We start from the raw sequence: 16,125 nt of genomic DNA, 5'->3' as shown, positions 1-16,125 counted from the left end.
AGAAGGGACCACCATGACCGCCACCGTCGCGCCGCCGCGGCGACCGACGAGCGCCACGCGCCCGGCCCGTCGTCCGCGGCCGACGTACCGCTGGTCCGCGCGCGGCTTCGCGCTGCCGGCCGTGCTCGTGGTCGCGCTGCTGCTGTACCTGCCGTTCGTCTGGACCAGCTACCTGAGCCTCACGGAGTACAACGGCCTCGGCGACCCCGAGCTCGTGGGCCTCGCCAAGTACTCCGAGATGCTCACCGACGCGGGCTTCCTGAACTCGCTGCTCAACACCGTGTACTGGGTGGTCGGCACGCTGGTGCTGCCGGTCGGGCTGGGGCTGCTGGTCGCCGTGCTCGCCTACGGGCTCAAGGGCTCGTTCTGGTACCGGCTGCCCTTCCTGCTGCCGTACGCGATCTCCGGCGTCGCCGTCGGCGTGATCTGGACGTTCGTGCTGCAGACGGGCGGCGCGCTCGACGAGGCGCTCGCGCTGCTCGGCGTGACGGACCCGCCCCGCTGGCTGCTCGACGCCCCGCTGAACACCTTCGTGATGATCGGCGCCGCCACCTGGCAGGGCGCGGGCGTCAACGCCCTGCTGTTCACGATCGGGCTGCAGTCCATCCCGAGGGAGCCGCTCGAGGCCGCCCGGCTGGACGGGGCCTCCGGCTGGACCATGTTCCGCACGATGACGTGGCCGATGCTCACGCCGCTGACGACGGTCGTCGTGGGGCTGTCGATCGTCGGGTCCCTCAAGCAGTTCGACATCATCTGGGCGATGACGAAGGGCGGCCCGGGCGTCTCGTCGGAGACCCTCGCCCTGACCATGTACAAGGAGACGTTCGTGAACAACGACTACGGGCTGGGGGCCGCCGTCGCGGTCTTCCTCACCGTCGTCACGGTCGCGGCGTCCGTCCTCTACCTGCGCCGCCAGCTGTCCGGCGCGAAGGAGCTGTGATGGGTGCCGTGACGGCCGACCGGCTGCGCAAGACCGTCCTCGTGGTGCTGGGCCTCGCCTGGCTCGCACCCGTCTACCTCATGATCGTCAACGCGGCGAAGACGAACGACCAGTACGGCGTCCTGTCCGTGTGGAGCCCGGCGGGGCTCGGCGGGCTGTGGGAGAACGCCGTCGCGGCCTGGACCCGCGGGGACCTGTCCGCGGGCATGGCCTCCACCGGCCTCTACGCCGTCGCCGCCCCGGCGATCGCCGTCGTGGTCGGCGCCGCGGCCGGGTTCGCGATCGTCGCGCTGCGCCTGCGGCACGGGTTCGCCTGGTTCGTGGTCATCTTCGCCTCCACCGTGTTCCCGATGCAGATGCTGCTCATGCCGCTGTTCCTCGGGTACGTCGAGACCGGGCTGTACGACACCCGCACGGGGATGATCCTCGTGTACACCGTGATCTCGGTGCCGTTCGCGGCGTTCGTCATGCGGAACTTCTTCGCGGGCGTCGCGCACCAGGTCTTCGAGGCCGCCGTGATGGACGGCGCCTCCACCTGGCGGATCTTCTGGCGCATCTACCTGCCGATGGCGGGCCCCGCGCTCGTCGCCATCTTCATCCTGCAGGCGACGCTCATCTGGAACGACCTGCTGCTCGGTCTCACGCTGACCCAGTCGGCCGAGACCCGGCCCGTCATGACGGCCCTGTCGGCCCTGCAGAGCACCTACGGCGGCTCGACCATGCCGACCGTGCTCGCCGGCGGGCTCATCGTCTCCGTCCCCACCGTCGTCCTCTTCCTCCTCGCCCAGCGCGCGTTCACCCGCGGGCTCGCGCTCGGCCAGTACTGACCCGCGCCACCGACCCTGGAGCACCACCATGCCTGACCTGAACACCCCGGCGCCCGGTCGCGCCGCAGAGCCCTGGACGGGCCGGACGGTCGTCGTCACCGGCGCGGCCGCCGGCATCGGAGGCGGCGTGGCCGACCTCCTCGTGGGGCTCGGCGCCACCGTCGTCGGGCTCGACCGGGACGCGGCCGCCCTCGACGCGGCCGCCGCCCGGCACGTCGGCTCCCCGGGCCGGCTCGTCCCGGTGACCGTCGACGTCGCCGACCCGGCGGCGCTGGACGACGCCGCGCGCCGCGTCGGCGCCGAGCACGGCACCCTCGACGGCGTCGTCTGCGCCGCGGGCGTGCAGCGGTACGGCACCGTCGACGAGACCGACGTCGCGACCTACGCCGAGGTGATGGACGTCAACGTCGGCGGGGCGTTCCACACCTGCCGCACGATGGTCCCGCTCGTGCGGGCGGGCGGCGGGGGAGCCGTGGTGGTCGTCAGCTCCGTGCAGGCGTTCGCCACCCAGAGCGGCGTCGCCGCGTACACGACGAGCAAGGCGGCGCTCCAGGGGCTGGTGCGGGCGATGGCCGTCGACCACGCCGCCGACGGCATCCGCGTGAACAGCGTCAGCCCCGGGTCGGTCGACACCCCGATGCTGCGCTGGGCGGCCGGCCTGTTCGCCGGCGACCGGCCCGCCGAGGACGTCGTCGCCGAGTGGGGCCGGTCGCACGCCCTCGGGCGGGTCGCGACGCCGGCGGAGGTCGCCGAGGTGGTCGAGTTCCTGCTCGGCGGCCGGGCGTCCTTCGTCACCGGCGCCGACGTCAAGGTCGACGGCGGGCTCAGCGCCCGCCTCGCGGCGGCCCTGCCCGAGGCGGACGCATGAGCGCGCTGAAGGGCAGCGGGATGCGGATCGTCGACGTCCGCGCCACCACCGTGACGGTGCCGCTGGAGGCGCCGCTGCGGCACTCCAACGGGGCCCACTGGGGCAGGTTCGTGCGCACGATCGTGGAGGTCGAGACGGCGGACGGCCTGGTCGGCCTCGGCGAGATGGGCGGCGGCGGGCAGAGCGCCGAGGCCGCGGTCGCGGCGCTCAAGCCCTACCTGCTGGGTCACGACCCGGCCCGCACCGAGGCGCTGCGGTTCATGCTGGCCAACCCCACGGCCAGCCTCTACAACAACCGGACCCAGCTCGTGGCCGCGATCGAGTTCGCGTGCCTCGACCTGCTGGGCAAGCACACGGGCCTGCCCGTGCACGCCCTGCTCGGGGGCGCCGTGCGCGACGAGGTCGAGTTCGCCTCCTACCTGTTCTTCCGGTACCCGTCGGCCGACGGCACGGGCGAGGTGCGCACCCCCGACCAGCTCGTGGCTGAGGCCGCCCGGCTCAAGGCCGAGCACGGCTTCCGCGTGCACAAGCTCAAGGGCGGCGTCTTCGACCCCGGCCACGAGCTCGAGAGCTACCGCGCGCTCGCGCACTCCCTGCCGGGCGACCGGTTCCGGTACGACCCCAACGGGATCCTGTCCGTGGAGGAGGCGATCCGCTTCGCCCACGCGATCGAGGACCTCGACAACGACTACGCCGAGGACTTCTGCTACGGCCTGAACGGCATGCGGCGCCTGCGGGAGAACACCCGGATCCCGCTCGCCACCAACACCGTGGTGGTGAACTTCGAGCAGCTCGCCGCGAACGTGCTGCAGCCCGCGGTCGACGTCGTCCTGCTCGACACGACGTTCTGGGGCGGCATCCGGCCCTGCGTGCGCGCAGCCGGCGTGGCCGAGACGTTCCAGCTCGGCGTCGCGGTGCACTCCTCGGGCGAGCTCGGCATCCAGCTCGCCTCCATGCTGCACCTCGGCGCCGTCGTGCCGAACCTCGCGTTCGCCGCCGACGCGCACTACCACCACCTGCGCGACGACGTGATCGTGGGCGGCAAGATGGCCTACCGCGACGGGCGCATCGCCGTGCCCGACGCCCCCGGTCTCGGCGTCGAGCTCGACCGCACCAAGCTGGCGGAGTACGCCGAGCTCTACCGCGAGCTCGGGCCCTACCCGTACGACCGCGACCCCGGCCGGCCCGACTGGTACCCGCTGCTGCCGAGCACGCAGTTCGCCGACCCGCGCGCCACCGGGCGCCCCGCGGCCCTGGCCGGCGAGCCCTACTGACACCCCCCACCTGACATCCCCCACCTGGCATCCCCCACCTGACGCTGACGCAGATTCGAGGAACGACACGATGAGCACCGCCGCTGTCACGGCCCCGCCGACGGTCCCGACGGTCGAGGACCTCGCGTCCGACGTGATCACGGACCCGTTCGACGACATGATCAACCCGCCCGGCCTGACGAACCACTGGGCCACGGCCCAGGTGGACCACGACGTCCTCGCGGTCCGCTCCCTCAACGTGCCGCCCGTCTCCCAGGGGGACAGCATCAGCGGCCAGCTCTACCTGGGCGGCCGGCTGGCCCGGTCGTACGGGCAGCCCGTCGAGGTGCGGTGGCGACCCGACCGGGTCGAGCGGCGCACCGTCGTCGACGGCTGGGAGGTGCGCACGACCACCGTGTGCCCGCCCGGGGAGCCGGGCGTGGCCGTGCAGGTCGAGGTCACGGACACCACCGGCACCGACCGGGAGCTGCGGGTCGGCGCCTGGCTCGACTCGTCGGTGACCTGCGCGGGCGAGCCGTGGCTGGAGGGGGCGCCGCCGCAGGCGAAGAACGCGCTCGTGCGGCAGGGGGCCCGCCGCCTCGGCCGGCCCGAGGACGCCTCGGCCGTCAGCGTCCAGGGGCTGCTCGACGCCGACGGCGCCGGGGTCGACGACGGCGCGTCGACGCGGGTCGTCGAGGCGGTGCGGGCCGTGCCCGGCGGGGGCACCGTGCGGCTCGGCTACGTGCACACCGTCGCGCGCACCGAGGCCGAGGCGCTCGCGGCCTTCGACCGGGTCGCCGCCGACGTGCCGGGCGCCGTCGCGGCGTCGCAGCGCACCTGGGACGCCGAGATCGAGGCGCTGTTCACGCCGGACAACGCCGAGTTCGGCGGCTGCCTGCCCCGCCTCGTCACGACCGACGACGCGCTGCGCCGCCTGTACTGGTGGGGAGCCGTGGGGGTGCTGTGGTTCCGCCGCGACAACCCCGCGTCGGTGCTGGGGCGCACCTACGACACCCTCATGCCGCGCTACTGGCAGACGACGACGTTCATCTGGGACTACTCGCTGAGCTCGATGGTGCACGCGCTGCTCGACCCGCAGGTGATGCGGCGGCAGGTCGAGCACTGGGTGGGGCTCGACATCGAGCGGCACTTCGGCACCGAGTGGCTCACGGGCGGGCCGGTCGGCTACTGGTACTCCGTCAACCACTACGCCATGACCCGCCTCGTGCACGACTACCTGCGCCTGCACGGCGACCACACGCTCCTGGACGCACCGGTCACCACGCCCGACGGCCGCACCTCGACCATGGGCGACGAGGTGCGGGCCTGGTCCACCGCCTGGCACCGGCTGCGCACGTCGTCGGGCCTGGCCGACTACGGCGACGTCGACAACCTGCTGGAGTGCGTGAGCTCGTACGTGCACGAGGTGGCGAGCCTCAATGCCGCCAACGTGTGGAACCTGCGCACCGCCGCGAGCATCAGCGAGCTGCAGGGGCGCGCCGAGGACGCCGCGCGGCTGCGCGCCGAGGCGGCCGACCTGCTGCCGAAGGTCCTCGACCTGGCGGTGCCGGGGGAGGGCTTCTTCCACGCGCGCCAGCCCGACGGTTCGCTCGTCGAGACGCGGCACTGCTACGACTTCGCCACCGTCGGCACCACGATCGCGGACGACGTGCCCGCCGCCCAGCGCGACGCCATGGTCGAGTTCTTCGTCCGGGAGCTGCGCACCCCGTCGTGGATGCGCGCGCTCTCGCCGCACGACGACGACGCCGGCTGGTCGCTGCGCGCCGACCACCAGTGGAACGGCGCCTACCCGGCGTGGCCCGCGGACTCCGCCCGCGCGGCGATCGCGCTCGGCCACCCCGAGGCCGTGCTCGAGTGGCTGCCCGGCCTGGCCCGCACCGCCAACCAGGGCCCGCCCGGGCAGGCCCACTTCGTCGAGGAGGCGATCGCCCCGATCGGCGGCGGCGCGCGCAAGACCCCGCCGCAGCTGCCCTACATCATCGACTGGTCGTGCTCGTCGGCCGGCGCGTGGTGCGAGCTGGTGCTCGCCGGCATCTTCGGCGTCGACGTGGCCCTCGACGGGACCGTGACCGCCGGCGGGTGCATCGACGACCTCGACCCGGACGCCCGCCTGGAGGGCCTCGTCGTGCAGGGCCGGACCTACGACGTGCTGGCCGGCGAGGTGCGGGAGCGATGAGCGTCGGGGCCGGCGCGGGCACCGGCTGGGGCCGCCTGCTCGACGACGGGCGCGCGGCGCTGCCCGAGGCGCTCGCGTCCGTGGACGAGGCGGTCACGGCCGGCGGCGAGCGGGCGCTCGTCGTGCGGGTGGCGGGCGGCGTCTCGGTGGACGTGCTGCCGGACCGCGGCCTGGACCTCGGCGCGGCCTGGTGGGCGGGCGTCCCGCTCGCGTGGCGCTCGCCCCACCCGCGCGACCCCGGCCCGGGCCGGGACTGGGAGGACCGCTTCCTCGGCGGCCTGCTCGCGACGTGCGGCCCGGACAACATCGGGTCCCCGCGCGACGGCGCCGGGCAGCACGGCACGCACCACGTCACGCCCGCCCACGACGTGCGCTGGTGGCGGGAGCGGTCGACAGGCGGTGACGGCGCGGCCGGCGAGCTCGAGGTGCACGTGGCCGGCTCCGTCGCGCACTCCACGCTCTACGGCACGCGGGTCGTGGTGGACCGGGAGGTCGTCGTCGCCACCGGGCGGCCGTGGGTCGAGGTGCGCGACGTGGTCCGCAACGTCGGCGACGCGCCCGTCGGCGTGCCGCTGCTGTACCACGTCAACCTCGGCGCGGCGGTGCTCGTGCCGGGCTCGCGGCTGGTGGCCGACGCCGACGCACCGGTCCCGGCGGAGCCGCTGCCGCCGGGCCGGGACGCCGTGACGTTCCCGGAGGCCGCCGCAGGCGCGGGGCAGGTCGTCGCCGAGCACCCGCGGGTGCGGTCCACGGACGGGTGGGCCCGCGCCGTCGTCACGCCGACCGGCCTGGCCGGAGCGGGCCCCGACGGGGGAGCCGAGGCCGGCGGAGCCGAGGTCGTCGTCGAGTGGCAGGCGTCGACGATGCCCCGGCTGTACTCGTGGCTGTGGCCCGCACGGGGCTCCTGGGTGCTGGGGGTCGAGCCGGCCAACGCCCCGCTGGTCGGGCCCGAGCGCGACGGGCCGCACGGCGGCGCGCCCGTCCTGGCGCCGGGGGAGTCGTGGGACTGCGCCGTGCGGGTCGGCGTCAGGACGCCGGGCCGGCCGCGATGAGCGGCGCGGCGGCAGGCGGCGCGCCCGTCCCGGTCGAGCCCCTGCCGACGACGCTGCCCACCAGCGTGAGCGCCGGCGCGCGGACGTACCTCGCCGGGCTCCGCGACGCCCGGGCGGCGTCCGGGCCGCCCACCTACCCGGCCCCCGACGACCGGGCGGGCTGGCTCCGGCACGTGGCCGAGGTCGACGACTGGTTCCGCACCGCCGTCGTGGGTGACGACCTGCCGGGCGGCGAGGAGCGGGACGTCGCGGGCGTGCCGGTGCACGTGCAGCACCCGGAGGCCGCGGACCCCCACGGGCCGGTCGTCCTGGACCTGCACGGCGGGGCGCTCCTGTACGGCGCGGGCGACGTGTGCCGCGCGTCGGCGGCGGCCACCGCCGGGCGCACCGGCCTGGTGGCCTGGGGCGTGGACTACCGGATGCCGCCGGAGCACCCGTTCCCGGCCGCCCTGGACGACACCCTCGCCGTCTACCGGGCCCTGCTGGCCGAGCGCGAGCCCCGCGAGGTCGTGGTCGCCGGCGGCTCGGCGGGCGGGAACCTGGCGGCCGCCCTGCTGCTGCGCGCGCGGGACGAGGGCCTGCCGATGCCGGCGGCCCTGGTGCTGCTCACCCCGGAGGTGGACCTCACGGAGTCGGGCGACTCGTTCACGACGAACGCCCCGCACGACCTGGCGCTGGGCAGCCTGCGCGAGGTCAACGCGCTCTACGCCGCCGGGGCCGACCTCGCCCACCCGTACCTGTCGCCGCTCTTCGGCGACCTCGCGGGCTTCCCGCCCACGTTCCTGCAGTCGGGCACGCGGGACCTGTTCCTGTCGAACACCGTGCGGATGCACCGGCGGCTGCGGGCGGCCGGCGTGGACGCCGCGCTGCACGTCTTCGAGGGGATGCCGCACGGCGGGTTCGGGGGCGACGCGCCAGAGGACGCCGAGCTGTCCGCGGAGGTCGGCGCCTTCGTCGCCGCCGTGCTCGGGCACGGGGCCTGACCTCCGCGGTCGTCCCCGACCGGGACGCTTGACAGCCGATCGTGCCGAGTGCCAGTCTGACGCCATTCGGAAACGTTTCCAGCGTTCCTGGTCAGGCCGTGTTGGAAACGTTTCCAGTTCAGCGTCGACGATGAGGTGGAACGACAGTGACGTCAACACGCGCCACGTTGATCGAGGTGGCCCGCCATGCCGGGGTCTCCCTCGCGTCGACGTCGCGGGCACTGCACGGCACCGGGGCCAGCCCGGCGATGGTCGAGCGCGTGCGCGCCGCGGCCGACGAGCTCGGGTACAGCCCGGACGTGACCGGACGCTCGCTGCGGATGAAGAAGACGTTCCAGGTCGCGTTCGCCGTGGCCGACATCGGCAACCCCGTCTACGTCGAGATGATGACGGCGATCCACGAGGTCCTCGAGCCGCACGGCTTCCGCGTCGTCGTCCTGTCGACGGGGCCCACGGTCGACTCCACCAGCGAGCTCGTGCGGAGCCTCGGGAGCCGGTTCGTCGACGGCCTCGTCGTGAGCCCCCTGCGCACCGACGACGCCCTCGTCGAGGAGATCCGCAGCGCCCCCGTGCCCGTGGTCGTCATCGGCCGGGCCCTCGACGAGCAGGGCATCGACTCGGTGTCCACGGACTCGGCGGGCGGCATCGGCCAGGCGGTCCGGCACCTGCAGGGCCTGGGCCGCCGGCGGATCGCCTTCCTCAACGGCCCGCTGGACACGACCCCCGGCCGGGCGCGGCAGCGCGGCTTCGACGCGGCGACCGGCCGCGAGGGGAGCGACGGCACGGGCACCCGCGCGCTCGCCGACGACTTCACCGTCGCCGCCGGCCTCGCCGCGGCGCGGCGGCTGCTGGACCCCCAGGACGGCTCGGCCCGCCCCGACGCGATCGTGGCGGCCAACGACCTGCTCGCCATCGGCGCCGTGCGGGCCGCCCGGGAGCGCGGCCTCGGCGTGCCCACGGACGTCGCGGTGACCGGCATGGACGACACCGAGATCGGCCGGGTGTACGAGCCCAGCCTCACGAGCGTGTCCCTGGGTTCCGCCGAGCGCGGGCGCGCGGCAGCGCGCCTGATGCTCGACCGGCTCGCCGGCGACGCGGCCGCGGCGCAGCACGTCGCCATCGGCCCGCGGCTGCTCGTGCGCGAGTCCACCGCCGGGACCACCGGCCCGACCAAGGAGGGTGCGTGATGACCGCCCCGGCCCCCACCACGACGGCGTCCGCCCCGGGCGGGCCCGTGCGCCCCACGCGCCGGCGCGGCGGCATGGAGCGCGCCCGCCGCCGCGAGGCGGCGGCGCTCGTGATGCCGTCCCTGCTGCCGATCCTCGTGCTCAGCGTGGCCCCCCTCGTCATGGGGATCGCGCTCGCCTTCACCGACGCCCGCCTCGTGCGCCACCCGGACTACGAGTTCGTCGGCGTCGACAACTTCGTGCGGCTCGCCGGCAACTCGTTCTTCTGGGACTCGTTCCGGATCGGCATGATCTGGGCCGTCTCGGTGACGATCCTGCAGCTCGTCCTGGCGCTCGGCCTCGCGCAGCTGCTGAACTCCGGGCTGCGGCTGCAGAGCCTCACGCGCGTCCTGGCGCTCATCCCGTGGGCGATGCCCCCGGTCGTCGTGGCGATCATGTGGAAGATGATCTACTCGCCCAACGCGGGGCCGCTCAACGCGTTGCTCGGGGCGCTGGGCCTGCCGGACGACATCAACTGGCTCGCCGACTTCTCCACCGCGCTGCCCGCGGTGATCGTGGTCGGGGTCTGGGTGGGCATGCCCCAGACCACGGTCACGCTGCTCGCGGGCCTGCAGCAGATCCCCGGCGAGCTGCACGAGGCCGCGTCCATGGACGGCGCCGGCGCCTGGCGGCGCTTCACCGCCGTCACCTGGCCGAGCCTGCGGCCGATCGTCGCCTCGATCACGTCGCTGAACTTCATCTGGAACTTCAACTCGTTCTCGCTGGTCTACGTCCTCACCGAGGGCGGACCGGGCGGCCGGACGATGCTGCCGATGCTGTTCACGTACCTCGAGGCGTTCAAGAACCGCAACATCGGGTACGCGGCCGCCATGGGCGTCGTCCTGGTCGTCGTGGTCGTCCTCCTCCTCGCCGTCTACCTGCGGTCGCAGTTCCGTGACGACCGCGCCGTGCAGAAGGGCTGAGCCGATGCGCACCGTTGCCCGACCGTTGGTCCGGCCCGCCCAGTACGTGGCGCTGGCCTGCTACATCGTCTTCCTCGGCTTCCCGCTGCTGTGGCTGATCTCCGCGTCCGTGAAGTCGTCCGGGGAGCTCAACTCGCTCACCGTGAGCCTGCTGCCGTCCGAGTGGCACTGGCAGAACTACTCCGACGCGCTGGCCCGCCAGGGGCTCGTGCGCTCGGCCGCGAACAGCGCGGTCGTGGCACTCACCTCCACGGCCCTGGTGATCCTCATCGCCATGCCGGCGGCGTACGTGCTCGCCCGGCTGAAGGGCGCCTTCCGGGTCGCCGGCGTCGGCTGGATCCTGGTGAGCCAGGTCTTCCCGGTGATCCTCATCATCCTGCCGCTGTTCCTCATCCTGCGGACGATGAACCTCACCGACAGCCTCGTCGGCCTGACCCTGGTGCACACCACGTACACGCTCCCGTTCGCGCTGTGGATGCTGCAGGGGTACGTCGCCGGGATCCCGACGGAGCTGGAGGAGGCGGGGTCGATGGACGGCGCGAGCCGGCTGTCCGTGCTGCGCCGGATCGTCTTCCCGCTGCTCGCGCCCGGGATCGTCGCCACCGCGATGTTCAGCTTCGTGTCCTCGTGGAACGAGTTCTTCTTCGCGCTCGTGCTGCTCCAGTCGCCCGAGAACTACACCCTGCCGATCACGCTGACCTCGTTCATCGGCGGCGAGGGCAAGGTCGCGCTCGGTCCGCTCGCGGCGGGCTCCTTCCTGGCCGCGATCCCCAGCATCGTCTTCTTCTCGATCATGCAGAAGAAGCTCACGGGTGGCCTCATGGCCGGCGCCGTCAAGGGCTGAGCCCAGCGCACCTGCCCGCACCTTTCCGCACGACCCCAGCAGTCCACCACCACCTCCTCCGGAGAAAGGCAGACCCATGAAGACTCGTGGAGTGTCCATCGCCGCATGCCTCACGGTCACGACCCTGCTCGTCGCCTCCTGCTCGGGCGGCGGCGACGGGGACGACGGCCCCGTGACGCTGGAGTTCCAGTCGCTGTCCGACCAGCCGGCGGCCATCGAGGCGACCGAGAAGATCGTCGGGGAGTGGAACGACGCCCACCCCGACGTGCAGGTCGAGATCGTCCCGACCGGCTGGGACGGCGTCTACGACAAGCTCATCACGCAGTTCAACGGCGGCGCCGCGCCGGACATCATCCACTACGAGGCCGCGAGCATCGTCCCGTTCGCCCGGGACGGCTACCTCGCGGACCTGTCGGAGCACATGTCCGACGAGCGCCGCGCCGACATCCCCGAAGGCGTGCTCGACTCGGTGACGGTGGACGACCAGGTCGTCGCCTACCCGACGGAGCTGCAGTCCTACATGGTCTTCGCGAACAAGAAGCTGCTCCAGGACGCGGGCGTCGACATCCCCACCGGGGAGACGATGACGTGGGACGAGCTGCGCGAGATCGCCAAGGCCACCACGAAGGGCGAGACCTACGGGCTCGGCTGGGGGCTGTCCAGCCCGACCGCGACGTTCATGACGATGGCGCCCGGCTTCGGCGGCGAGTTCTTCACCGGCTCCGGCGCCGACGCGCAGATCACCGTCGGGGAGGGCGAGATGGCCCTGCCGGAGCTCGTCGACCAGATGGCGTACGAGGACGAGTCGATCCTGCCGGTCACCCTCACGCAGTCCGGCTCCGAGTCGATCGCGTCCTTCTACGCCGGCCAGACCGCGATGACGGTGCAGGGCTCCTACCAGGCGGCGAACATCGCCAAGGACGCGCCGAAGGACATGGACTGGGTGGTGCTCCCGCCGCTGGAGGGCCCGGCGGGCTCGGGCCAGGCGGCCAACCCGCAGACCCTGTCGGTCAACATCGACTCCGAGCACGTCGAGGAGTCGGCCGCGTTCATCGAGTTCTTCACGGAGGCGGAGAACCTCGCGGCTCTGAACGAGGCGGACGCCCTCATCCCGGCCACGACCTCGGCCCAAGAGCTGATGCGGAAGAACCTCGGCGACGAGAACGGCTGGGACACGATCCTGGCCTCGGGCCAGCACTTCTCCTCGGCGCCGTACCTGTTCGTGGACGCGTACGCGCAGTGGAAGGACACGGTGGCCACCCCCGCCTACCAGCGCTACCTCGCGCAGGAGATCGACGCCGACGAGCTCGCCGACCAGCTGACCAGCGGGTGGGACGAGATCACGAGCTGACGCCGGGTGCGGGCACGAGCCGCCCGCACCCGAGACCGGCCCGCACCCGTTCATCAGGTGCGGGCCCCCGGGGCGCGAGACGCGCGCCCCGCAAGGACGACGAGGAGAGACCCGTGACCTGGCTGGACGACCGATCGGTGGCCGTGATCACCGGCGCCGCCGTGGGCGACGCGCTGGGCGGCGCCGTCGAGGGCTGGACCCCCGAGCAGATCGAGGAGCGCCACGGCGGCCGGGTGACCGGCATCGTGGGCCCCTGGTACCCGAACTGGCGGGACGCCCGACCCATCGCGCCGTACCACAAGGGCGACGGGCACATCACCGACGACACCCTCATGACCCGGGCGGTGGTGGAGGTGTACGCCAAGCGGCGCAGCCACCTCGACGCCTACGCCGTCGCGGAGGACCTCGTGCCGCTGATGATCGGCGAGCCGCGCTGGATCCCCGAGCTGGAGACGACGGCGCTGCTGCTGCAGCGCGTGTTCCTGGCCGAGAAGTGGATGGTGGCGCGGCTGCACTACGGGCACGTCGACCCGCGCGAGGCGGGCGTGGGCAACGTCGTGAACTGCGGAGCTGCGATGTACGTCGCGCCCGTCGGGCTCGCGAACCCGGGCGATCCGCGCGGCGCGTACGCCGAGGCGATCGACCTCACGGGCGCGCACCAGGCGAGCTACGGCCGCGAGGCGGCCGGCGTCTTCGCGGCGATGGTCGCGGCGGCCGTCGCGCCGGGCGCCACGCTCGACGACGTGGTGGCCGCCGCGCTGGACGTCGCCCACGACGGCACGGCCGCCGCGCTGCACGCCGTCGTCGAGGCCTTCGACGGCTGGACGACGCCGCCCACCACCGACGAGGAGGAGCGCGCTCTGGCGCGCATGGTGCGCGAGACCGTCGCTCCGTTCGACTCGGTCGGCCCGCAGTACCGGCAGATGTCGATGGACGCCCGCCGGCCGTCGCGGACGAAGTCGATCGAGGAGCTGCCGGTGGCGCTCGGGCTCCTGCTGGCGCACCGGGGCGACTATCGCGGGTCGGTGCTCGCCGCCGTCAACTACGGGCGCGACGCCGACTCCATCGCCGTGATGGCGGGCGCGGTCGCCGCCGGTCTGGGCGGCAGCGGCGTCGTGCCGACTCAGTGGCTCGACGAGATCGAGGAGGCGAGCAAGATGGACGTCCGCGCCACGGGGCGGCTGATGGCGTCCGCGGCGGCCGACATCGTGCGCGCCGACGCCGACCGGGCCCGCGCGCGCCTCGCGGCCGTCGACGCGCTCGGCGACGCGGTCCCGGACGCGGGCCGCGACTCCGTGGGGGAGCCGGCATGAGGCTCACCTGGGCGCAGCCGGAGGACCTGCTCGCGCACGAGCTCGTGCAGTCCGCCGCGGAGGGCAAGGAGACCGCGGACGTGCGCGAGCGCTGGGTGGCCGCCGGGGGAGACCCGGAGCCCGCGGTGAGCGGCGCCGGGCCGGTGCCCGCGACGCCTGCGCTGCGCGCGCTGGCCCGGACCCTGCTCGACGAGCTCGACGCCCGGCCCGCGGCCCCGGCCCCCGACGAGCCCGACGACTGGGACGCGATCGTCGCGCTGCTGGCGCCCGCGCCCCCGCTGCCGGCCCCCGGCGCCGGCCTCCACGACCGCGTGCTCGGCGCCTGGACGGGCCGGGCCGCCGGCTGCCTGCTCGGCAAGCCCGTCGAGAAGATCCCGCGCGAGGGCATCGAGGAGATCCTGCGCGCCACCGGCCGCTGGCCCCTGGACCGGTGGTTCACCGCCGTCGGGCTGCCCGACGACGTCGCCGCCCGGTGGCCGTGGAACCGCCGCTCGGCCCCGACGTCCCTCGAGGAGAACATCGACGGGATGCCCGAGGACGACGACCTCAACTACCCGATCCTCGCGCTCGAGCTGCTCACCGCCCGCGGGCGGGACTTCACGACGGACGACGTCGCCCAGCTCTGGCTCGACCTGATGCCGGCCGGGCGGTCGTTCACGGCCGAGCGCGCGGCGTACCGCAACGTCCTCGACGCGCGGCCCGTGCCCGAGACGGCGACGCACCACAATCCCTTCCGGGAGTGGATCGGGGCCCTCATCCGCACCGACGTCCTCGGCTGGGTCACCCCCGGCGACGTGCGGGAGGCGGCCCGGTTGGCGTGGACCGACGCCCGGCTGAGCCACACCCGCAACGGTGTGTACGGGGCGATGTGGGCCGCGGGGCTCGCCTCCGCGGCGACGGTGTGCGACGACGTCGAGCAGGTGCTCGACGCGGCCGGCGCCGTCGTGCCCCCGGGCAGCCGCCTGGCGGGCGCCCTGGCCCTGGGCCGCGACCTCGGCGCCGCGTCCGACGGCGGCGAGGCGGCCGTGCGTGCCGACCTGGACCGGCTGCACGCCGCCTACGGCGACCTGCACTGGGTGCACGTCCTGCACAACGCGGCCGTCGTCGCCTACGCCCTGTCCGCCGGGCGCGGGGACTTCACCACGAGCGTCTCCGTCGCGGTGACGGCAGGCTGGGACACGGACTCCGCGGCGGCCACCGTCGGCGGGGTCGTGGGCGCGCTGCGCGGCGTCGCCGGGATCGGCGAGGCGTGGACCGCGCCGCTCGACGGGCGGATCGCGACGTCGCTGCCGGGGGGCGAGCGGCGCATCGCGGACCTCGCCGCCCGGACGGTGAGCCTCGCGCACGCGGAGCACCCGGGAGGCGTCCCGGGCACCGGGCCGACGCACGAGGGAGGCCGGTCGTGAGCGACGGACGGGTGGTCGTGGTCGGGTCGGCGAACGTCGACCTCGTCGTCGCCGTGCCGCGCCACCCGGCCGGCGGCGAGACGATCCTCGGCGGCGACCTGCGCCGCAGCCCCGGCGGCAAGGGCGCCAACCAGGCCGTCGGCGCCGCGCGGGCCGGGGGAGCGGAGACCACGTTCGTGGGCGCCGTCGGCCGGGACGAGTCGGCCGAGCTGCTCTTCGCGTCGCTGCAGCGCTCGGGCGTGCGCACCGACCTGGTCTGGCGCGTCGACGTGCCCACCGGCACGGCGCTCATCACCGTGTCGCCCGACGGCGAGAACGCGATCGTCGTCGCCCCCGGCGCGAACTCGCACCTGGAGGTCCAGCAACCGCAGGAGCGGCGGATCGCCGCGGCGGACGTCGTGCTCGCCCAGCTGGAGGTCCCGGTCGAGGTCGTCCTGGCGGCGGCCGCCGCGCGGCGGCCGGGCGCCCTCCTGGTGCTCAACGCGGCGCCGTCCCGATCGCTGCCCGACGCGCTGTGGGCAGCCGTCGACGTGCTCGTCGTCAACGAGCACGAGGCGGCGGACCTGAGCGGCCCGAGCGGCCGGGCGGCGGGCGGCGGCCCCGAGGCGCTCGCCGCGGGGCTGCTCGAGCGCGTCCCGGCGGTCGTCGTGACCCTCGGCGGCGCGGGCAGCCTGGTCGCCCGTCGTGGCCAGCCGGCCGTACGCGTGCCGGCGTTCTCCGTCCGCGCCGTCGACACCACCGGCGCGGGCGACACCTACTGCGGCGTGCTCGCCGCCGGCCTCGCCCAGGGCCGGAGCCTGCCCGACGCGGCCCGGCTCGCCGCCGCCGCCGGCGCCCTGGCGGTGACCCGCCGAGGGGCGCAGGAGGCCGTGCCCGCCGTCGCGGAGGTCGCGCGGCTCGCGGCCTCCGGCTGACCGCACCCACCCCGACCGCACCCACCCC

At 74.5% G+C, this 16,125-nt stretch carries 14 protein-coding genes; all 14 read left to right on the top strand.

Annotated features, from left to right (window positions below; translation table 11 throughout):
* Window positions 1-13: 13 nt before the first annotated feature.
* Window positions 14-940 (top strand): carbohydrate ABC transporter permease, encoded by a 927-nt coding sequence (locus IEW03_RS17680; protein WP_188525037.1) that lies wholly within the window; start codon window positions 14-16, stop codon window positions 938-940.
* On the top strand, window positions 940-1,767 hold the full coding sequence (locus IEW03_RS17675) for a carbohydrate ABC transporter permease (protein ID WP_188525036.1): 828 nt from the start codon (window positions 940-942) through the stop codon (window positions 1,765-1,767). The genes IEW03_RS17680 and IEW03_RS17675 overlap by 1 nt, the downstream gene beginning before the upstream one ends.
* Before the next feature lie 28 nt (window positions 1,768-1,795).
* Window positions 1,796-2,635 (top strand): SDR family oxidoreductase, encoded by an 840-nt coding sequence (locus IEW03_RS17670; RefSeq protein ID WP_188525035.1) that lies wholly within the window; start codon window positions 1,796-1,798, stop codon window positions 2,633-2,635.
* Window positions 2,632-3,909 (top strand): enolase C-terminal domain-like protein, encoded by a 1,278-nt coding sequence (locus IEW03_RS17665; RefSeq protein ID WP_229738407.1) that lies wholly within the window; start codon window positions 2,632-2,634, stop codon window positions 3,907-3,909. Before IEW03_RS17670 ends, IEW03_RS17665 begins: the two co-directional genes overlap by 4 nt.
* 70 nt (window positions 3,910-3,979) lie before the next feature.
* On the top strand, window positions 3,980-6,085 hold the full coding sequence (locus tag IEW03_RS17660) for a hypothetical protein (protein WP_188525034.1): 2,106 nt from the start codon (window positions 3,980-3,982) through the stop codon (window positions 6,083-6,085).
* A complete protein-coding gene (locus tag IEW03_RS17655; RefSeq protein WP_188525033.1) occupies window positions 6,082-7,137 on the top strand; it encodes a DUF4432 family protein in 1,056 nt (351 codons plus the stop codon). Before IEW03_RS17660 ends, IEW03_RS17655 begins: the two co-directional genes overlap by 4 nt.
* Window positions 7,134-8,120: an alpha/beta hydrolase gene (locus tag IEW03_RS17650; RefSeq protein WP_188525032.1), complete on the top strand. Its 987-nt coding sequence runs from the start codon at window positions 7,134-7,136 to the stop codon at window positions 8,118-8,120. Before IEW03_RS17655 ends, IEW03_RS17650 begins: the two co-directional genes overlap by 4 nt.
* A gap of 146 nt (window positions 8,121-8,266) precedes the next feature.
* Window positions 8,267-9,307, top strand: coding sequence for a LacI family DNA-binding transcriptional regulator (locus tag IEW03_RS17645; protein ID WP_188525031.1), 1,041 nt, complete (start codon window positions 8,267-8,269; stop codon window positions 9,305-9,307).
* Window positions 9,307-10,269, top strand: coding sequence for a carbohydrate ABC transporter permease (locus IEW03_RS17640; RefSeq protein WP_188525030.1), 963 nt, complete (start codon window positions 9,307-9,309; stop codon window positions 10,267-10,269). Before IEW03_RS17645 ends, IEW03_RS17640 begins: the two co-directional genes overlap by 1 nt.
* A 4-nt stretch (window positions 10,270-10,273) precedes the next feature.
* On the top strand, window positions 10,274-11,113 hold the full coding sequence (locus IEW03_RS17635) for a carbohydrate ABC transporter permease (protein WP_188525029.1): 840 nt from the start codon (window positions 10,274-10,276) through the stop codon (window positions 11,111-11,113).
* 91 nt (window positions 11,114-11,204) lie between these two features.
* Entirely contained in the window at window positions 11,205-12,464 is a 1,260-nt protein-coding gene (locus tag IEW03_RS17630; protein WP_229738406.1) for an ABC transporter substrate-binding protein, read from the top strand.
* Between the two features lie 113 nt (window positions 12,465-12,577).
* Window positions 12,578-13,777 carry an ADP-ribosylglycohydrolase family protein gene (locus IEW03_RS17625; protein ID WP_188525027.1) on the top strand — a complete coding sequence of 400 codons (1,200 nt, stop codon included), beginning with the start codon at window positions 12,578-12,580 and terminating at the stop codon, window positions 13,775-13,777.
* Window positions 13,774-15,183 (top strand): ADP-ribosylglycohydrolase family protein, encoded by a 1,410-nt coding sequence (locus IEW03_RS17620; protein ID WP_188525026.1) that lies wholly within the window; start codon window positions 13,774-13,776, stop codon window positions 15,181-15,183. The genes IEW03_RS17625 and IEW03_RS17620 overlap by 4 nt, the downstream gene beginning before the upstream one ends.
* Complete coding sequence (locus tag IEW03_RS17615) at window positions 15,180-16,097, top strand: ribokinase (protein ID WP_188525025.1); 918 nt, start codon at window positions 15,180-15,182, stop codon at window positions 16,095-16,097. The genes IEW03_RS17620 and IEW03_RS17615 overlap by 4 nt, the downstream gene beginning before the upstream one ends.
* Window positions 16,098-16,125: the final 28 nt, after the last annotated feature.

The sequence above is a fragment of the Isoptericola cucumis genome, assembly GCF_014635665.1.
Classification (GTDB): Bacteria; Actinomycetota; Actinomycetes; order Actinomycetales; family Cellulomonadaceae; genus Isoptericola; species Isoptericola cucumis.
The sequence above is the reverse complement of the archived record's forward strand: the minus strand, read 5'-3'. Positions and strand labels throughout refer to the sequence as shown.